Below are 18,816 nucleotides of genomic sequence, written 5' to 3'. Positions count from 1 at the left end.
CTTCTAGATACTGCGTGACTATGTAATTAACGGCTAGGGCCATTTTTATTACGTGCACTGGCAAGCTGTCTTGCGATTTCTAATAACGCAGGTGAAATATCTTCAGCGCCATCTTTAATTAGTTTTGTAACGTCACCTGACGAAAACAAACCGTCACGTGGTGATTTAATACCTAACTCACGAACAAAATCCTTCGTTTTACCTGTGCTGCCTGTTTCAATAAACTTAAAAATAATACGTTCATTGTTGTTTTTAGCAGGGGTTTTTAGTGTTTCGATTTCGTCATGTATTGCCGTTAGTTTGTCTTCTAAAATTTCTATACGTTCTTGAATGCTATTGTATGATTTCATTTATTGGATCTTTTACTAAATATATTTAAACAATGGCGGCCATTATCGCATAGTTTGACAATAGAGAATGCAAACCTATAAAGTAAAAATTATTTTTAATTAAAAACAATAATTTATATAAGTTTAAATATGCAAAAAACACCTAAAAAGCTTTTTATGTTAAGCGCACTAGCTCTAAGTGCATCAGTTATAAGCACATCAGCAATAAGCGCGACAAGCTATGCAAACGATGGCGTTATAACTGATGAAAGCCGCAATCGCACTATTGCTATTAATATTACATTGCCAAGTAACAATGCTAAGTGTACAGCGCAAGCAAAATGCTCTGTAGCGTTTATTAACGCAGGTTACGGGATTAGCCATAACGGGTATACGTTTGCCAGTAATGCGTTTAATCAGCGTGGATATTTAACAATAGCCGTTGCACATGAGCTAAAAAGTGACCCTGACCTTAATCGTGAGCAGCCTTACTTAACAACTCGCATGGAAAACTGGCATCGTGGCGTAGTAACGCTTAAGTTTTTAGTTAATGAGCTATCGAGTAAATACCTAGCGTACGACTTTACAAAACTAACCCTATTTGGACATTCTAATGGCGGTGATATTTCGGTATTATACGGTTCTATTTACCCAAACGAAGTTAGCACTATTATTACGCTCGATCATCGTCGTATGTTGATCCCGCGCAATAAAAACATTCGCGTACTTACTCTACGCGGTAGTGATTACCCAGCTGATGCGAATGTGCTGTTAAACGATTCAGAGCTGAATAAGTTTCCTGTTACGCAAATAATGATAGAAAAATCGCATCATAACGATATGTACGATGGCGGGCCAAAATGGCTGGTGGATAGAATGAGTAAAGAAGTAGAGGGATTTTTAGATAGTAAAAATTAGGTTTATAAAAGTTAAATCACAGCGCAGTGTTACCTGCGCTATATTAATTTCACGGCAGTTATTCTACCAGTTCACTTACAATAACCGGGTTATTATGTAGTGTTTTATGCACTGGGCATTTGTCGGCTATTTCGAGTAAACGCTGACGCTCTGGCTCAGTTAAGTCGCCACGTAAAGTGATTTTACGAGTAATGGCTTCAAGGTTACCGGTTTGCTCACAATCGTCGCAATCTTTGTTGTAATCGCGAGTGTGATCAAGCTCTACTTTAACATGCTCCAGTGGTAAGTTTTTACGTGTAGCGTACATGCGTAGTGTCATTGCCGTACAGGCACCAAGCCCCGCTAATAAATGATGATACGGATCTGGGCCTAAGTTTTTACCGCCTACTTTTATTGGCTCATCTGCAAGCCAAGTATGATCTTTTGTACTTACGTGCTGAGTAAATACATGGTCTTTTTCTTCAACAAGTACATTGCCACCCGTTAAACTTGCCGTGTATTTAGTTTTGTCGTACTTAACATAACGGTTTGCCCAGGTTGCAATTATTTGTGCTGCGTAGTCGGCATCGTTTTTATTTGTTAAAAGGTGATCGGCGTTATCTAGGCTAATAAAGCTTTTAGGATGCTTAGCTGATGCATAAATTTTTTCAGCTTCACTAATATTTACAGTCGCATCAATAGGGGAGTGCATTACTAATAATGCGCGCTTAAGTTTACTTATGTGGCTTTTATCGTACTTGGCTATATCGTCAATAAATTGCTTTTTAATGGTAAATTCACGACCAGCTAAGTTAACTTTAGCTTCCCCTGCTGCGTTAATTTCATCAAGGTGTGCTTCAAAGTTATGCGCTACGTGCTGCGCATCTGACGGTGCGCCAATGGTTGTAATAGCCGATACTTCAGGAATATGCTCAGCAGCAGCAAGAACGGCTGCCCCGCCTAAACTGTGGCCAATGAGTAGTTGCGGCGGAGCAAAATGTTCACGTAAATGATTTGCCGCAGAGACTAAATCTTGAATGTTTGATGAAAAGTTACTGTTAGCAAAATCACCATCACTATTACCTAAACCGGTAAAGTCGAAACGCAGTACGGCGATACCTTGTTGTGTGAGTGCACGGCTAATCCGTGTAGCTGCTGCAATGTCTTTACCGCATGTAAAGCAGTGTGCAAATAGCGCGTAAAACTTAACGTCACCAGAGGGAAGTTCAAGTTGGCCGGCAAGTTCTAAATCGCCGCTTTTAAAAGATACTTTTTGTCGCATGGGGAGCCTTATTTACACAAATAAAATATATTCTAATAGTAGACCAGAGATAGTTACTAAACCTTGCAAATTCAACGTTTTTTTATAAGTTGATCTTGATCAAGCAAAGTGACGGTGACCATGTCTTGAGGACATATGTCCTTATGTTTTTGAGGTCATTTGTCTATCCTCACACAGCGCTATAATGAAGGCTTTGCTACTTTATATAAGTAATTTAGCACTATTAAAAGCAACTCACTTCACACAACCTATTCACTGGAACGTACAATGCAATTACCTACTGTTGATTATAAAGCTCCCGATGCGGCTGCACAATTTGTTGAATCGTTAAGAAATACTGGATTTGGCGTTTTAAAAAACCACCCAATCCCACAGTCTTTAGTTGAGTCTATTTACAAAAATTGGCAAGACTTTTTTAACTCAGAGCAAAAGCACGACTTTTTATTCTCTAAAGAAACTCAAGACGGTTACTTTCCGCCTTCAGTATCAGAAGTAGCTAAAGGCTTTACAATAAAAGACATTAAAGAGTACTTTCATGTGTACCCTAAAGGTCGCGTTCCTGCCCAGCTTGAAGCTGATGTACGTGAATACTACCGTTTAGCAAGTGAATTTGCTGGCACATTGTTAAGCTGGGTTCAGGCTGAAGCACCAGCTGATGTACGTGCTAAGTTTTCAATTGATTTAAAAGACATGATTGTCGATTCTGAGCAAACATTGTTACGTATCCTACATTATCCACCAATGACGGGTGATGAAGAGCCTGGTGCTATTCGCGCAGCAGCCCATGGCGATATTAATTTATTGACTGTATTACCAGCTTCTAATGAGCCTGGTTTACAAGTTCAAAAAACAGATGGTGGTTGGTTAGACGTGCCATGTGATTTTGGCAGCTTAATTATTAATATCGGCGACATGCTACAAGAAGCGTCGGGCGGGTATTTCCCATCGACAATTCACCGTGTAATTAACCCAACGGGTAAAGCATCTACTAAATCGCGTATTTCATTACCGTTATTTTTACACCCGCATCCAGATGTTGTGCTTTCAGAGCGCTACACGGCAGATAGCTACTTGCAAGAACGTTTGCGTGAGTTAGGTGTTAAGTAACTCTAATACTTAGAGTAATTAAGTATAAACAAAAAACGGCCTATGGCCGTTTTTTGCATTTTTAAGCAACTTGATCACAGGTTTAATTTTAATAAACTATGCTCAATTGCCTGCAACGTAAATAATGGCATGCATTCTTAGCTACTACAGGTATAATGCGCGCAACTGGCTAATGTAGCCTTATTTAAAAGAGAGTTTATATGAGTTTTGAAGGTTTAGGTTTATCACAGTCTTTGGTTAATGCGGTTTTAGAAAAGGGCTATGAAACGCCAACGCCGATTCAGGCTCAAGCAATTCCTGCAATTATTGAACGCCGTGACGTTATGGCAGCAGCGCAAACAGGTACAGGTAAAACAGCGGGTTTTACATTACCACTTATTGAGCGCTTGTCGTCGGGTCCTAAAGCTAAAAGCAATCACGTACGTGCGCTTATTTTAACGCCTACACGTGAACTTGCTTTGCAAGTAAGCGAAAACGTTGAAGAGTACGCTAAGCATTCTGATGTGAGCTCATTTGTAGTTTACGGTGGCGTTAAAATTAACCCACAAATGCAGCGTCTTCGTAAAGGTGTTGATATTTTAGTAGCAACGCCGGGTCGTTTAATCGACTTACATAATCAAAATGCAGTTAAATTTGATAGCGTTGAAGTGCTTGTACTCGATGAAGCTGACCGCATGTTAGACATGGGCTTTATTCATGACATTAAACGCTTAATTGCTAAAATGCCTGCTAAACGTCAAAACTTGATGTTTTCGGCTACATTTTCTGACGAAATTCGTGCATTAGCAAAAGGGTTAATTAATGACCCTGTTGAAATTTCAGTTGCTGCAAAAAATACTACTGCAAAAAGTGTTACTCAGTGTGTTTATGCGGTAGATAAAACACGTAAAACAGCATTGCTAAGCCACTTGATTCGCACTAACGATTGGCAACAAGTATTAGTGTTTAGCCGTACAAAGCACGGTGCTAACCGCTTAGTTAAACAACTTGAACGCGATGACATTGTAGGCGCGGCTATCCATGGTAATAAATCACAAGGCGCACGTGTTAAAGCACTTGATGGTTTTAAAAGTGGTGAAGTACGCGTATTAGTAGCAACAGACATTGTTGCACGTGGTTTAGACATTGTTGAATTACCGCATGTTGTTAACTACGACTTACCAAACGTATATGAAGATTATGTTCATCGTATTGGCCGTACAGGCCGTGCTGGTGCGTCGGGTCATGCGATTTCGTTTGTAACGGTTGATGATGCTGTTGATTTATACGGTATTGAACGCTTTATTGGTGAGCTTATTCCGCGTGCTGAGGAAGACGGTTTTGAGCCTATTAACCCAGTAGCTGAACGCGCATTAGATGCTCGCCCACTGCCGGCAAAAAAGCCTAAGAAAAAGCAGCCTTTTAATAAGCCTAAATCTGATAGCAGCAAGCCTAACAGCAAAAAGCCGAACAATGGTGGTAATGGTACCGGCCCTCGTCGTGGTGGTTCTAAAAAGCCAGCAGCTAAAACAGATGACAGCGCGCAAAACCCATGGGCAAAGCGTGAATCTGTTGGCGGTAATGGCCAACGCCGTCGTCGCACAAATAACGATTAATCATTATTAGTGATTGCACTAGCGTTTAATTAATTTAGAATTTAGTTAAATGCTGATACAAAAAACGCGCTACTTCTTTTGAATAAATAGAAGTAGCGCGTTTTTTATTGCCTGTAATTTGTCATTAGCTGATTAAATAGTTAATACCCAAGCCGACAAATAAAGTCACACTTACGCTAAGTAGTGTGCCGAGCATGACGTACTCGGTAAGTTTTTTATCTTTGCTTGCACTTAAATCGCCAAACCTAAATACTGACTTTGCCGCAAGTAAAAAACCAAGCCCTGCAAATTGGTCAAGCAATATAAAGCTCAGCATAAGTACGCGCTCAAGCATACCAATGCTTTGCCCTGCAAGCGGTAAGCTACCAGTACTTGAAAAGTTACTTGTTAAACGCTCTAACATCATTCTTATAAATACGGCGCTAGGACTTAAAATAATTAAATAACCGCATACCACCCACAGTATGTTGGGATCAGTGAGCATATTATTAATTGCAGCCATAAAGCTATTGTTATCAGTTAGCCAAATACTGAGCGCAATAATAACGAGTATGTGCGCTATTTGATCTAGTAAAAAAGGCACCACGCCTTTATTAGAATACGATTTAGCTATATCAATAAAGTAATGGCTCAGCATAATGCTCGCCGTGGCAATTAAAACACTGCTTAGTTGCTGCCACCCGAATGTGTATTCCCACACGGTAATAATGAGTGCACTTGTTACACCATGCACTAGTACATGAAAATAAAGCTTACTGGCTTTAAAGTGACGGGTATTTCTGTCGTTTACCCAACTCATAGGTTGCCAGTAAAAATCAGCGAGTAAGTGGCCAATAATAAGCGCGACCAGTAAAAGTGAAAACGCCATTATTCACCTCCTTTAATTATATTTTTTATAACGTGTTGTGTGTGCTTAATAAAGCGCTCTATAAGTTGGTAGTGCGCTAAATTTAGTAGTTTGGTTACGTTTTCGCGACTTGTTTTAAGCTCTTTAGCCAGTGCCGCGTGGCTGTTGTCTGGTGATGTTAAATAGACATACAGGGCATTTGCTTGTTTTTGTGTGATTTTAGTGAGCAATACGTCGGCAAAGGCTAAATTAAGATTTAAGCTTTCATCGAGCTGCTGCTCGTTAATATTAAAAACAAAGCGTTGATTGCCTATTTTATCAAGGCCTTGCCCCGAAAGAGTAAAAGCAGAACCGGTTGCTGTTTTTATATCGCTGCGTGGGTTATCTATTTGCCCAAGTGCCAAGCTTTGTCGTAGTTCATAACCTGACGATTTAAGGTGTAAATATACAAGTAAGGCATTTTTAAAAAGGAGCTGAGGATTATTAACTTGTAACTGAAAGGCATCGCCTCGGTATATATTCCAAAGTGTTTGCTCCCCCGAAATGTTTCGCAAACTTTGCTCTAGTTGATAAAGCATGGCATCGTATTGCTGCTTAGGGATTGTTTGCGATTTAATAATATCGCCGCTGATCACACCAATCATAAAAATCTCAAAATGGTTACTTTTTAATATGTAACCAATATTGGTTACATAAGGGTATGTAACTAATTTAGGTTACTTAAATATAAATTGCAAGGTACACTTATTTTATAACGTTACTTTTATTGCTATTAATCCTCACTAGGACACTAAATGACTTTACAAAACGAGCAGCAAAGCACGAAACCACGCGTAGGTATTTTTGTTGATGTGCAAAATATTTATTACACGTGCCGCGAGAGTTACGGAAAAAACTTTGACTACAATGCGTTTTGGCGGGTAATGCAGGCGCAATACAATATTGAATGTGCTTTTGCGTATGCTATTTATCGAGGAGATGAAAAGCAAAATCAGTTTCAAAATATTTTGCGTGCGATTGGTTTTGAGGTAAAGCTAAAGCCATTTATTCAACGCCGTGATGGAAGTGCTAAAGGCGATTGGGATGTAGGCATAACAATAGACATGTTAGAGCAGGGTAAAAATCTTGATAAAGTTATTTTGCTTTCTGGCGATGGTGACTTTGCTTTGTTACTTGGGCATTTAAAAAATCAATATAATGTACCGTGCGATGTATACGGTGCTGACAGGTTAACTGCTGAGGTATTAAAACAAAGCGCAGAGCAATTTCATTTAATTGATAATACTTTGCTACTTTAACAGTAAAAAATAGTTAAAAAAGTGCAAGCTAAGTGCCTGCAACATGAGAGATTTTAATACAAAGCCGTAATAGATGAATTAAGCCTTATATAGGCTTTTTTTATTACTGTAATCAATTGGGTTTGCTAAATGATTATGGTAATTTTAAAGCATAACGAGTTACCAAGGACTTACATGCTTCATTACAGCAACATGCCACTAGATAGAGGCTCAAATTTTCGTAAAGACCCATCGTGGCTTAAAGCGCAAATGTCGGCGCAAAGTAAATGGGTTTTAGTTAAAAATAATCAAACCCTATTTATTAAAGATACCCCTAAAGTAAGCTATTTAACGTATCAACAAGTGGCACATTTAGATTTAACGAGTGCTATTTTTGTTGGTTTAAACAATGCTAAACATGGTGTGTTTGCATTGGATGTTTCTGATCTGGATGAAAGCGTACTTTCGCCTTTAATAGAGGGCGCTCAGTTTTTTGATATTCGCCAATATGGGCCTCAAGTAACCATTAAATATGCCTCAATAGCCGCCCTTGCGAGAGGGCTATGTTATTGGCATGCCACGCACCGTTTTTGTGGGCGCTGCGGTAGTAAAAACCGTTCAGTGGAAGCCGGGCATTCTCGTGTATGTGAAAACGAAAACTGTAAGCATCCTACATTCCCGCGCACCGATCCTGCGGTAATTATGGTCGTTACTAAAGTCTTTGCTGACGGAGTAGAACGCTGTTTATTAGGTCGCCAAGCTGCGTGGCCCACTGGTATGTATTCATCGCTTGCTGGATTTGTAGACCCAGGGGAGACACTAGAACAAGCTGTTGCGCGTGAAGTTAAAGAAGAGGCAGGCATAGAAGTTGATAACGTACGTTATGTTGCATCTCAGCCATGGCCGTTCCCATCGTCAATTATGCTTGGCTTTTTTGCACAGGCGACATCTGAGCAAATTAACGTAGATAAAGAAGAGCTAGACGATGCAAAATGGTTTAGTCGTGAAGACTTAGAGCAATTTGGTAATTGGCACGAAGAAGGCGAGCATTTAAAGCTGCCTAGAACCGATTCTATCTCTCGTTATTTAATTGAGCATTGGCGCACAAACCCTTAAGGATTAACAATGTCGAGTAAAAGTAATAAAAACACTCAGCTGGTATCATCAGGGCGAAAAAAAGCCTATACACATGGCGTAGTAAATCCCGTTGTACAGCGTGCATCTACCATTGTATTTGATACTGTAGCCGATTTAAAAGAAGCAGCTAAAACCCGTGGCGATAAAACGTTATTTTATGGGCGCCGAGGAACAACAACACACTTTGCGCTACAAGAAGCGATTACAGAACTTGAAGGCGGCGAAGGGTGTGCATTGTACCCTTGTGGCGCTGCGGCGATCAGCCAAGTATTTTTATCGTTTTTAAAAACCGGTGATCATATTTTAATGGTTGATAACGTGTACGAACCAACTCGCGATTTTTGCGATAAAATTCTAGTGGGGCTGGGCATTACAACAACCTATTACCCGCCAACCATTGGCGCAGGTATTAAAGATTACATTCAGCCAAATACTAAAGTGTTGTTTTTAGAATCTCCAGGTTCTATTACGATGGAAGTGCAAGATGTGCCCGCTATGGTAAAAGTAGCCAATGAGCACAACGTAATGACCATGCTTGATAATACCTACGGTAACGGTCTGCATTATCGCCCGTTAGAGCACGGTGTTGATATTAGTATTCAAGCTGCAACAAAGTATATTGTTGGCCATTCAGACGTGATGATGGGGGTGGCTGTTGCTAATAAAAAGTATTGGCCAACCTTGCGCGAAAACTCATACTTACTAGGGCAATGTACCAGTGCCGATGATGCGTATTTAGCACTTAGAGGCCTGCGTACAATGGGTGTGCGTTTAAATCAACATGAAAAAGCAGCAATAGAAGTAGCTAAATGGCTTGAACAACATGAGCTTGTTGATCATATTCGACACCCTGCATTTGAAAGCTGCCCAGGGCATGAGTTTTTTAAACGTGATTTTGATGGCAGTAATGGGTTGTTTTCATTTGTTATGAAAACCGGCAATCAAAAAGCGATTGATGCATTCTTAGATAGCCTTGAGCATATTAAAATGGGCTTTTCGTGGGGCGGTTTTGAAAGTTTGGTAACGGCTAATTTAACCATGAAAGGGTTGCGCTCAAATACAGGTTGGGATTTAGGGCCGGTTATTCGCTTGCACATAGGTCTTGAAGATGTAGAAGATTTAATTAGCGATTTAAGCCAAGCACTTGAGGTTTATAAGCGGCATTTATAATTTATATCGCAATTTATGCTGTTACATTTAAATGTATTGTTACAAAGCTCACCACAGGTGAGCTTTTTTTTGCTGGTAATTCAAGGTGTTTACACTTAGTGTGGATAAATACACAGAAAATAAAAAGTCATTAAGGATAGTCAATGGCAACATCATTACCGATAAACGTAGGGCGATTAACGCAAATAGCGGGATTTGAGCTTGTACGTATGTTTTTAACTAAACGTGGACTTATTGCATTAGCTGCCTTTGCATTGGTGTGGCTAATAATACTGCGCTACCCAATAGGGCAGGCAGTAGGCATTGTAAGTGCCCCCGATTTTGAGCAAATAGCCCGTGATATATCAGGTTCTATTGGTTTAAGTAAATTATTGGATTGGCCTGAGGCCGAATTTGCTATGTACTGGTTAATAGCCCTTTATAGCTTTCCCGTTTTTGGTTTATTTATTTGTAGCGACCAAACGGTAGGCGACAGAGAGCGCGGCACACTAAGGTTTTTATCACTGCGCTCCACTCGCTTTGAAATACTGTTTGGCCGTTTTTTAGGGCAGCTAGGAGTATTAGCCTGCTTAGTGGGTATAACGCTTGTGGCTACACTCGCTGTATTGGGTTTTAGAGAGCCAAGTTTACTGGCTGGTGGTTTTGCCCGTGCGCTTTCTATATTTTTAATATTAGTGATTACTCTGAGCCCATTTGTAGCACTAATGACGTTAATTAATACCTTTGCTCGCTCATCGCGTTTATCTATTGTATTGGCAATTTTATATTTTGCAGCAGGCGGTATTGTAGTTGGTATATTGCAATGGCAAATACCTGCATTAGGCTTGCTTGATTATTTATTTCCGGGTGTGCAAATAGAGCTATTAGCGGGGCAAAATTTACCATTATTGAGCGCTGTGGCTATTCCCCTTGTGCAAACTGCGGTATTACTAAGCGTTGCTCAACGTATTTTTGCAAGGAGCTCACTATGAGACCATTAATTACAGCTAGCGGTTTGAGTAAATCGTATGGTGCAAAACTTGCGCTTAATAATGTGGACTTTGAAATTAACAAAGGCGCGCCAGTGGCACTTGTTGGGCCAAATGGTGCGGGTAAAACTACCTTATTTAGTTTGTTGTGCGGCTATATTGCGCCAAGTAAAGGCAGCCTTGAAATATTAGGGCACAAACCTGGTAGCGCTGCTTTATTTAATAAAGTAAGTGCATTACCGCAAGATGCACAACTTGACCCCCGTTTTAATATAGATAAGCAACTCGCCTTTTATGCAAAGCTACAAGGTATGGGGGCAAAGCAAAGCCAAACTGAGGCGCTACGTGTACTTGATTTAGTTGGCTTAAAAGAAATTGCAAAGCAGCGTGCAGGGGACTTATCGCACGGTATGCGCAAGCGCGTTACGATAGCGCAAGCACTTATTGGCGCACCACAAATTGTAATGCTTGATGAGGCAACCGCAGGCCTTGATCCGATTCATGCCAGAGAAGTACGTGAGCTGGTATCAGAATTAAGTGAACAGGCTACATTTATTTTAAGCTCTCACGACTTAACTGAGCTTGAGCGACTATGCTCACAGGTACTTCATTTAGATAAAGGCGTACTAAGCGAGCATCAAACAAAAACTAATAATACCGATAAACACTTTTATACATTAATGCTAAGCGAGGCTTATCAAAATGTTGAGCAACAGCTTCAAGCAATTGCAGGTGTGAGTCGTGTGTATATGAGCCAACATAAAGAATATGTAGTTGAGTATCAGCCAACGAGCGATCCACTTGATATTGCACTACTGAGCTTTTGTCATCAACAACACTGGCAGTACCGGCAGTTAGTTAATGGTCATACATTAGAGAACCAAATATTTAAACAGGAGAAAGTATAATGGGTTTACTTAGCGGACTTATGGGTAATGCAAGCGAAGTTGACGATTCTGATTTAGAAAAAATCCTTGCCAATACATTAATTGACGGCGAGCAAGTAGAAAAAGCATATAAAGTAGTACGTGATATGTTTATTTTTACTAATAAGCGCTTAATCTTAATTGATAAGCAAGGTATGACCGGTTCTAAAATGGAAATGGTGAGTATTGCTTACTCTAAAATTACCAAGTTTAGTAAAGAAAGTGCAGGCCACTTTGACTTAGATGCCGAGCTAAAAATATGGGTTGGCTCAGATCCAACACCAATTAGTAAAGAGTTTAAGTCTGGCGATAATATTAACGATGTTTACCGAATTATTAGCCAACACGCACTTTAATACGGTACATGTTTTAAGTAGTTGTTGACTAGATGTTGCAACTACTTTAATTTTACAGTTTACAACACTTCCTTACAATTAACTTAATAAATACAACTGGTTAGTTAAGTTTTCATTCAGTTTCCTAACGTTAGCATGTGCCTCGACTTTAGCAATACAGCTAGAGCATAAAAAGCAATGTACATAGGGAAGTCTTACAATGAAAAAATTAGCAGTTATTATTTCGAGCATTTTATTATCTAGCACTGCGGCTGCTGCAGACAGCTATAATTCAATTAGTAACCTAAGCTACAAAAATAGCGATAACAACGACACCGTTGCTGTAGATTCTATTTACTACTTATCTCCTAAAAAAACTTTAGGTCCGTACGATCAGTTTGAATACATCAATAAACAAACTAACGTATATGGTGGCTACGCTGATGACGACTTTGGCGATTTAACATCGGTTGGTGGTGAATACTTCATTAATGAATTTGTTGTTGGCGCATCTTACGAAAACCTAGACCCAGATTCAGGTTCTAACAGTGAGCTTTATAAACTGACGGGTGGTTACTTTTTCAACCCTGATTTACTTGCAAAAGTAACACTAGTTGAAAACAAAGACGGCGACGATTACGCATTATTTGATTTAGCTTACAACTACATGCTAAACAGCACAGATTACGTAGGTGTTACACTTACATCAGACGACGATTTTGATTACCGTGCAGTTGCTGCTAAATACTTTATTGATTTACAGCAAGGTAACTACCTAACTTTTGAAGGTAAATACGAAAGCATTGATGACGCAGAAAACCAATGGGTAGCAGAAACTAACTACTACTTCTCAAAAGCAACATCTGTATTTGCTAACTACAACAAGCAAGACACTTACAGCTTTGGTGCTCAACACTTTATCAATAAAAATATTGGTGTAAAGGTGGGTTACGAAAACAACGCTGATGATTCTGACAACGATGCGTACTTTGCTAACATGCGTTTTCAGTTTTAATTAAGTCCCGTACTTAGTTAATACAAAAGTAATATCAAAAGCCCGCTAAATTTAGCGGGCTTTGTTGTTTTTAACTTAAATTAACCGTGGTAAAAGTTTTACCAGCCGCGATTACGGTCTTTGTTCTGCTCATCTAAGTAGCTTTCTTAAAATTAAAAAGTAAAAAATTTTTGAAAAATGAGAAAAATATAATTGAAGGAAACCACATTGGTGAGGTTTATCGAATAGTTTAGTTGTACCAATTTAACGACAGTTTGTACCTTATTTGTTACTTTTTAAGTTTATATAATGACATATTATTATTCTGTATATTTAAAGCTTTCTTAATGTTTACATTTGAGCGTAGTAATTAACAATTTAAGTGATTATTTTTGCTTTTAGTTTGGCCTTCAGTTCAGTTTTTGTTCATTTTTTGCTGTTAGGATGCGCCCCGACTTTGGCTAGACAGCTGAGGCATAAAAAGTAATATTTATAGGGAATTTAAAATGAAAAAATTAGCCGTTATCATTTCGAGCATTTTATTATCAAGCGCTGCAACCACTGCAATAGCTGCAGATACTTACCAATCAATCAGCCATGTAGGATACGTGGATGTAGATGGTGATGACACAGTAACTGTTGACTCAACTTATTATTTTTCTCCAAAAGCGACTTTAGGTCCTTACGATCAATTTGAATACATCAATAAGCAAACAAATGTTTATGGTGCATACAGTGATAATGATTTTGGAGATGTTACTAGCATTGGCGGTGAGTATTTTGTAGAAGATTTTGTATTAGGTGCACAGTACAATAATTTCGATAGTGATTTTGGCTCAAGCACGGATGTAATTGAACTTTCAGCTGGTTACTTCTTTAACCCAAACCTTGTATTAAAAGCTACGTTTGTAGATGTTGAAGATGCTGACAATCAGTTTGTGTTTGACCTAGCATATAACCACGAACTAAACAGCACTGATTATATCGGCTTTACAGTAACAGCAGATGATGAGTTTGACTACCGTGCAGTAGCAGCTAAGTACTTTGTTGATTTACAGCAAGGTAACTATTTGACTGTTGAAGGTAAATTTGAAGATGTTGATGGCGGTTCAAGTAACTGGGAATTAGCATCTAACTACTATTTCAGCAAAGCAACATCGGTTTTTGTTACAGTTAATAAAAATGATGATTACACTCTTGGTGCTCAACACTTTTTCAACAACAATGTTGGTTTAGAAGCAGGTTACGGCAATAACTGGGATGATTCTGATTATGATGCTTACTTTGCAAATTTAAGCTTACAGTTCTAATTTAACTAAAATTAGAATATGAATAAAAAGCCCGCTCATTTGAGCGGGCTTTTTATTCAGCGCTATTTACCAGCCGCAGTTGCGGCCTTCGTTTTGTTTATCTAAATATGTTTGTAATGGTGCAAAGTAATCGAGCATTGCTGTCGCATCCATCTGCGGCTTACCTGTTACAGTTTCAAGCGCTTCTTGCCAAGGGCGAGATGAACCCATTTCAAGCATAGCGTTTAGCCTATCCCCTGCTTCTTTTGAATTATAAATAGAGCAGCGATGAATGGCTTTATCGTTACCGGCAATTTCACATAAGCTGCGATGAAACTCAAATTGTAAAATATGCGCTAAAAAGTAACGTGTATAAGGCGTGTTACCCGGAACGTGGTACTTAGCACCCGGATCAAAGTCGTTTTCGCTACGTGCGATAGGCGCTTGCACTCCTTGGTATTTTTCACGTAGTTCCCACCAAGCTTTATTGTAATTTTCTGGGGTTACTTCACCTGAAAATACCTGCCAACGCCACTGATCAACCATTAAGCTAAACGGCACAAAGGCTACTTTATCAAGTGCCATTTTCATCAACAAACCGATATCTTTAGATTCATCAGGTACTTGTTCAAGTAAGCCGATTTCTTTTAAGTAATCCGGTGTAACCGATAAGGCAATGGTGTCTCCAATGGCTTCATGAAAACCATCGTTTGCACTTTCTTGATAAAATAAAGGTTGTTTATTATAAGCGCGTTGATAAAAGTTATGACCTAATTCATGGTGAATAACTGAAAACTCTTCGCCTGTGCGCTGAATACACATTTTAATGCGTAAATCGTCTTTGCTATCGATATTCCATGCTGATGCATGACACTGCACATCTCTGTCTTTTGGTTTTACAAACAGTGAACGCTCGTAAAATGTCTCTGGTAGTGCGTCAAAACCCATTGAGGTAAAAAAGTTTTCAGCCCCTTTTACCATTTTAAGTTCGTCGTAATTATTTTGAGCTAATAACTCGGTTACGTCGTAACCCGGATCGGCGTTTTCTGGTGCAACTACATCGTAAATATTACCCCATGCTTGCGCCCACATATTACCAAGTAAGTGCGCTGGTATTGGCTGATCTTGAGGTACTTTGTCGGTGCCGTACTTTTCACCTAACTTTGCGCGAACATGGCAATGTAGCGAGTTATAAAGTGGTTTAACTTGGCCCCAAATACGGTCAAGCTCAGTGGTAAAGTCATCAGCAGGTATATCGTATTTACTGCGCCACATAGCGCCCGTATCGGCATAACCAAGCTCCTTTGCACCTTCGTTGGTAAGTGCTACTTGTTGCTCGTAAAGTGGGCGCATGGGTTTTGATATTTCACGCCAGCCTTGCCATAAATCAAGTAGTTCGTTGTAATCTCGGCTGGTGGCCATTTTTGAGGTCATATCGCCAAGGCTCAAACAGCTGCCATCTTCTTTACAGTATTTACCTTTACCATATAGCCCGCCAAGCTCTGCGACAATTTGTGAAAGTTGCGCTGTTTTATCAGCGTCTTGTGGGGCAGGAAGTGTAAGTGCTAGTTTTAGTTTATCAAGCTTACGGCGAGCATCGTAATCAAGCTCTAGTTCGTCGTATTTTGCAGCTTCATTTGCTAAACGCACGACTGTTTCGGTCATTTTACGGTTAACTTCAGCCGATAGAGCCGACGTATCATGAGTAATAAAGTTTGCGTAAATCCATTCTGCACGGCTCGATTCTAAATAAAGTGCACTTAGTTCTTTTTCTGTGTTTGTTATAAATGTATTTGCATCTTTAGCTGTTACAGCTTTTTTAGTGTGTGCTGAATTGGTAGTGTCTATCGTTACTTGCGCATCGCAGGCTGTTAAAGCAAGAGTACTTGCTACCATTAAGGCGCTCATACTTAGTTTAAATCGAAAGGGGGTCATGCTATTCCTTTAATTTATTGTTATTAAAACGTTGATAATAGCAGTGATGTTTAAAACAATAAAATGAATGCGTTAAGGCTCACGACTCGTCGTGCAATGATTGTATTTAAATTAAGATGGGTCATAATTAAGTTACTATTTTCATTCAATGTGTAAGGAATGTGCGCATGTTAATATTTATAATATTGCTAGTCGTGGTGGTGGTTATTTTTGCGGTTAAAGATATTCGCCTAAACTTGATTAGTCGTCCTACGTTTAAAATGTTCAAAAAGGTGCTTCCGCCATTATCGCAAACAGAGCGAGAGGCGATGGAAGCAGGTGATGTTTGGTGGGATGGTGAGTTATTTAGTGGTAACCCAGACTGGCAAAAACTGCACCACTTTCCAAAACCAGAGCTTAGCGATAAAGAAAACGCATTTATGGCTAACCAAGTAGAAACCTTATTGGCGATGCTTGATGATTATCAAATTGTACAAAAAGACAAAGACTTACCAAAAGAAGTGTGGGATTACCTAAAAACAGAAGGTTTTTTTGCGCTGATCATTCCTGAAAAATTTGGCGGTCGTGAGTTCTCAGCAATTGCTAATTCGACGATAGTGTCAAAAATTTCGACTAAAAGCTTAACAGCCGCAGTCACTGTTATGGTGCCTAATAGCTTAGGTCCGGGCGAGTTACTTCTTCACTATGGTACTAAAGAGCAGCAAGATCGTTGGCTGCCAAGTTTAGCTAATGGTACAGATGTTCCTTGTTTTGCACTAACGGGACCAGAGGCGGGCTCTGATGCTGGCAGCATTCCTGATTCAGGCGTTGTGTGTATGGGTGAGCACAATGGCGAGCAAGTAATGGGCCTGCGTTTAAATTGGTCAAAACGTTACATTACGCTTGCACCAGTGGCTACTGTACTCGGCTTAGCATTTAAAATGTATGACCCAGACGCTTTATTAGGTGATAAAAAAGAGCTAGGTATAACGTGTGCGCTTATACCAACCGATCATCCGGGTGTTGAAACGGGTGAGCGTCACTATCCGCTTAATATGGCCTTTATGAATGGTACCACTTACGGTAAAGATGTATTTATACCACTGGACTGGATCATTGGCGGTCAAGAGTGTGCAGGGCGTGGCTGGAGAATGCTTGTTGAGTGTTTAAGTGCAGGGCGTGGTATATCACTACCGGCATTAAGTGCAGCAACTGGACATTTAGCTTCAAAAATGACATCGGCATACGCCATGGTACGCCAGCAGTTTGGTGTATCTATAGGGCAGTTTGAAGGTGTCCAAGAGGCACTTGCACGTATTGGTGGTTTAACTTACACACTTGAGTCGTGCAGATTAATGACCGCAGGTGCGATTGATTTAAAATTAAGCCCGTCGGTTGTAACAGCGATTGCTAAATACCATATGACTGAAATGGGTCGTACGGTAATGAATGATGCAATGGATATTCATTCAGGTAAAGGAATTCAAGTAGGGCCTAATAACTATTTGGCGCATGGCTATATGGGGATTCCAGTATCAATTACGGTTGAAGGCGCGAATATTTTAACGCGTAACTTAATGATATTTGGCCAAGGTGCAACACGCTGTCATCCATTTGTTTTAAAAGAAATGGAAGCCGCTGCAATGGAAGATGACGACGCAGCACTTGAACAATTTGATGGTTTATTAATGAACCATATAATATTTGCAGCAAGTAATGCAGGTATGGCATTTGTGCATGGCTTAACACGTAGTTATTTTGCTAAAGCGCCTGTAGGTGGTGAAACGGCTATTTATTATAAACAACTGAGTAGAATGAGCCGAGGCTTAGCTATTTGTACAGACGTTGCAATGTTAATGCTTGGCGGTGAACTTAAACGTAAAGAAATGATATCAGCGCGTTTGGGTGATGTATTAAGTCATTTGTACTTAGCATCAACTGTTTTAAAACGTTATGAAGATGAAGGGCGCCAACAAGCTGATTTACCATTTGTAAAATATGCAATTGAGAACTCATTATTTGAAATTGGCCAAGCGTTTAATGGCTTCTTTAAAAACTTTTCAAATCCGGTTGTTAATTTTATCCTTAAACGTATCGTGTTCCCGCTTGGAAACCATTACCACAGACCAAGTGATGAAATAGCACAAAGTATTTGCGAGCGTATGACTCAACCTGGTGTATTTAGAAACCGCTTAACGCATTTATGTTATGTAGATGAAAATGCAGGTACAGGGGTCATGGAAAGCGCATTTTTAGCTATGCATGATATGCAAGCGCAGTTTAAAGACTTAAAACAATGGCAGCGTAAGGGCAGTGTGCCTGCAACGCTTGATATTGAAGGTGCTATAAATTATGCGCTTGAAAATAAGTTGTTAGAGCAAACGGATGCTGATGCAATGCATCATGCTAATAAGCTACGTAAGAAAGCCATTGCAGTTGATAACTTTCAACCTGGTGAGCTGTAGCGCAGTACTTTAAATACTAGGGCGTGATGACCCTTCGTGGTTGGATTTGCAGCAGGCTGTTTGGTTTTTAGGCAAGGCAGAGCCTATGTAGTGTGGTTATTCCCCATAAATAGGCGATAACGCAGCATAAATGCCAAACATGCGCTGCCCTTTGGGTTCTTTCTAGGGACGATTAACTCTTTGTTGCTCGGTTTTTACTTAGCCCACTAGGTTACAAACCTCGCGCCGCGATTAAATCGCCCCTAGATTGAACAAACTTCAATCCACAAAGATCAACACGCCCT

At 39.8% G+C, this 18,816-nt stretch carries 17 protein-coding genes; 12 read left to right on the top strand and 5 right to left on the bottom strand.

Translation table 11 applies throughout. From position 1 onward, the window contains the following. Positions 1-26 precede the first annotated feature (26 nt). Positions 27-350, bottom strand: coding sequence for a hypothetical protein (locus QT16_RS11875; protein ID WP_002959968.1), 324 nt, complete (start codon positions 348-350; stop codon positions 27-29). A gap of 129 nt (positions 351-479) precedes the next feature. On the opposite strand from QT16_RS11875, the gene QT16_RS11870 reads away from it, so the two are divergent. Next, positions 480-1,247 carry an alpha/beta hydrolase gene (locus QT16_RS11870; protein ID WP_039488529.1) on the top strand — a complete coding sequence of 256 codons (768 nt, stop codon included), beginning with the start codon at positions 480-482 and terminating at the stop codon, positions 1,245-1,247. Between the two features lie 58 nt (positions 1,248-1,305). On the opposite strand, the gene QT16_RS11865 is transcribed toward QT16_RS11870, so the two are convergent. Continuing rightward, positions 1,306-2,508 carry a bifunctional alpha/beta hydrolase/OsmC family protein gene (locus QT16_RS11865; protein ID WP_033040721.1) on the bottom strand — a complete coding sequence of 401 codons (1,203 nt, stop codon included), beginning with the start codon at positions 2,506-2,508 and terminating at the stop codon, positions 1,306-1,308. Between the two features lie 267 nt (positions 2,509-2,775). On the opposite strand from QT16_RS11865, the gene QT16_RS11860 reads away from it, so the two are divergent. Together QT16_RS11860 and QT16_RS11855 are read left to right on the top strand one after the other, a co-directional pair. Then, positions 2,776-3,615 (top strand): isopenicillin N synthase family dioxygenase, encoded by an 840-nt coding sequence (locus QT16_RS11860; RefSeq protein ID WP_039488528.1) that lies wholly within the window; start codon positions 2,776-2,778, stop codon positions 3,613-3,615. A gap of 200 nt (positions 3,616-3,815) precedes the next feature. Then, on the top strand, positions 3,816-5,210 hold the full coding sequence (locus QT16_RS11855) for a DEAD/DEAH box helicase (protein WP_024595752.1): 1,395 nt from the start codon (positions 3,816-3,818) through the stop codon (positions 5,208-5,210). A 124-nt stretch (positions 5,211-5,334) separates the two neighbouring features. On the opposite strand, the gene QT16_RS11850 is transcribed toward QT16_RS11855, so the two are convergent. After that, positions 5,335-6,078: a DUF3307 domain-containing protein gene (locus QT16_RS11850; RefSeq protein WP_039488526.1), complete on the bottom strand. Its 744-nt coding sequence runs from the start codon at positions 6,076-6,078 to the stop codon at positions 5,335-5,337. Then, complete coding sequence (locus QT16_RS11845) at positions 6,078-6,701, bottom strand: hypothetical protein (protein WP_002962846.1); 624 nt, start codon at positions 6,699-6,701, stop codon at positions 6,078-6,080. The genes QT16_RS11850 and QT16_RS11845 overlap by 1 nt, the downstream gene beginning before the upstream one ends. A gap of 150 nt (positions 6,702-6,851) precedes the next feature. On the opposite strand from QT16_RS11845, the gene QT16_RS11840 reads away from it, so the two are divergent. The 8 genes from QT16_RS11840 (at position 6,852) to QT16_RS11805 (ending at position 14,174) form a co-directional block, all read left to right on the top strand. Further along, positions 6,852-7,355 carry a LabA-like NYN domain-containing protein gene (locus tag QT16_RS11840; protein WP_010555312.1) on the top strand — a complete coding sequence of 168 codons (504 nt, stop codon included), beginning with the start codon at positions 6,852-6,854 and terminating at the stop codon, positions 7,353-7,355. Positions 7,356-7,529: 174 nt separating this feature from the next. Then, positions 7,530-8,450 carry an NAD(+) diphosphatase gene (gene nudC / locus QT16_RS11835; protein WP_002962842.1) on the top strand — a complete coding sequence of 307 codons (921 nt, stop codon included), beginning with the start codon at positions 7,530-7,532 and terminating at the stop codon, positions 8,448-8,450. Between the two features lie 9 nt (positions 8,451-8,459). Beyond that, a complete protein-coding gene (locus QT16_RS11830) occupies positions 8,460-9,641 on the top strand; it encodes a cystathionine beta-lyase (RefSeq protein WP_024591304.1) in 1,182 nt (393 codons plus the stop codon). Between the two features lie 143 nt (positions 9,642-9,784). Then, a complete protein-coding gene (locus tag QT16_RS11825) occupies positions 9,785-10,612 on the top strand; it encodes an ABC transporter permease (protein WP_039488524.1) in 828 nt (275 codons plus the stop codon). Continuing rightward, positions 10,609-11,517 (top strand): ABC transporter ATP-binding protein, encoded by a 909-nt coding sequence (locus tag QT16_RS11820; protein ID WP_039488523.1) that lies wholly within the window; start codon positions 10,609-10,611, stop codon positions 11,515-11,517. The genes QT16_RS11825 and QT16_RS11820 overlap by 4 nt, the downstream gene beginning before the upstream one ends. Then, on the top strand, positions 11,517-11,891 hold the full coding sequence (locus QT16_RS11815; protein WP_007377979.1) for a PH domain-containing protein: 375 nt from the start codon (positions 11,517-11,519) through the stop codon (positions 11,889-11,891). The genes QT16_RS11820 and QT16_RS11815 overlap by 1 nt, the downstream gene beginning before the upstream one ends. 199 nt (positions 11,892-12,090) lie before the next feature. After that, positions 12,091-12,885 (top strand): putative porin, encoded by a 795-nt coding sequence (locus tag QT16_RS11810; protein ID WP_002962833.1) that lies wholly within the window; start codon positions 12,091-12,093, stop codon positions 12,883-12,885. A 485-nt stretch (positions 12,886-13,370) separates the two neighbouring features. Further along, positions 13,371-14,174 (top strand): putative porin, encoded by an 804-nt coding sequence (locus QT16_RS11805; protein ID WP_002962831.1) that lies wholly within the window; start codon positions 13,371-13,373, stop codon positions 14,172-14,174. A gap of 66 nt (positions 14,175-14,240) precedes the next feature. Here the strand turns inward: QT16_RS11805 and QT16_RS11800 are convergent, their stop codons facing one another. Continuing rightward, complete coding sequence (locus QT16_RS11800; RefSeq protein WP_039488522.1) at positions 14,241-16,088, bottom strand: M2 family metallopeptidase; 1,848 nt, start codon at positions 16,086-16,088, stop codon at positions 14,241-14,243. A 167-nt stretch (positions 16,089-16,255) separates the two neighbouring features. Here QT16_RS11800 and QT16_RS11795 point away from each other — a divergent pair, with 167 nt between their 5' ends. Continuing rightward, on the top strand, positions 16,256-18,532 hold the full coding sequence (locus tag QT16_RS11795; protein ID WP_033022056.1) for an acyl-CoA dehydrogenase: 2,277 nt from the start codon (positions 16,256-16,258) through the stop codon (positions 18,530-18,532). Positions 18,533-18,816 lie beyond the last annotated feature (284 nt).

The organism is Pseudoalteromonas distincta, from assembly GCF_000814675.1.
GTDB lineage: Bacteria > Pseudomonadota > Gammaproteobacteria > Enterobacterales > Alteromonadaceae > Pseudoalteromonas > Pseudoalteromonas distincta.
This window is presented reverse-complemented; position numbering and strand designations above follow the sequence as displayed.

Excerpts from the sequence above, each read along its gene's own strand:
- QT16_RS11875 (WP_002959968.1), bottom strand. The coding sequence starts at position 350 with ATGAAATCATACAATAGCATTCAAGAACGTATAGAAATTTTAGAAGAC.
- QT16_RS11870 (WP_039488529.1), top strand. The coding sequence starts at position 480 with ATGCAAAAAACACCTAAAAAGCTTTTTATGTTAAGCGCACTAGCTCTA.
- QT16_RS11865 (WP_033040721.1), bottom strand. The coding sequence starts at position 2,508 with ATGCGACAAAAAGTATCTTTTAAAAGCGGCGATTTAGAACTTGCCGGC.
- QT16_RS11860 (WP_039488528.1), top strand. The coding sequence starts at position 2,776 with ATGCAATTACCTACTGTTGATTATAAAGCTCCCGATGCGGCTGCACAA.
- QT16_RS11855 (WP_024595752.1), top strand. The coding sequence starts at position 3,816 with ATGAGTTTTGAAGGTTTAGGTTTATCACAGTCTTTGGTTAATGCGGTT.
- QT16_RS11850 (WP_039488526.1), bottom strand. The coding sequence starts at position 6,078 with ATGGCGTTTTCACTTTTACTGGTCGCGCTTATTATTGGCCACTTACTC.
- QT16_RS11845 (WP_002962846.1), bottom strand. The coding sequence starts at position 6,701 with ATGATTGGTGTGATCAGCGGCGATATTATTAAATCGCAAACAATCCCT.
- QT16_RS11840 (WP_010555312.1), top strand. The coding sequence starts at position 6,852 with ATGACTTTACAAAACGAGCAGCAAAGCACGAAACCACGCGTAGGTATT.
- nudC (WP_002962842.1), top strand. The coding sequence starts at position 7,530 with ATGCTTCATTACAGCAACATGCCACTAGATAGAGGCTCAAATTTTCGT.
- QT16_RS11830 (WP_024591304.1), top strand. The coding sequence starts at position 8,460 with ATGTCGAGTAAAAGTAATAAAAACACTCAGCTGGTATCATCAGGGCGA.
- QT16_RS11825 (WP_039488524.1), top strand. The coding sequence starts at position 9,785 with ATGGCAACATCATTACCGATAAACGTAGGGCGATTAACGCAAATAGCG.
- QT16_RS11820 (WP_039488523.1), top strand. The coding sequence starts at position 10,609 with ATGAGACCATTAATTACAGCTAGCGGTTTGAGTAAATCGTATGGTGCA.
- QT16_RS11815 (WP_007377979.1), top strand. The coding sequence starts at position 11,517 with ATGGGTTTACTTAGCGGACTTATGGGTAATGCAAGCGAAGTTGACGAT.
- QT16_RS11810 (WP_002962833.1), top strand. The coding sequence starts at position 12,091 with ATGAAAAAATTAGCAGTTATTATTTCGAGCATTTTATTATCTAGCACT.
- QT16_RS11805 (WP_002962831.1), top strand. The coding sequence starts at position 13,371 with ATGAAAAAATTAGCCGTTATCATTTCGAGCATTTTATTATCAAGCGCT.
- QT16_RS11800 (WP_039488522.1), bottom strand. The coding sequence starts at position 16,088 with ATGACCCCCTTTCGATTTAAACTAAGTATGAGCGCCTTAATGGTAGCA.
- QT16_RS11795 (WP_033022056.1), top strand. The coding sequence starts at position 16,256 with ATGTTAATATTTATAATATTGCTAGTCGTGGTGGTGGTTATTTTTGCG.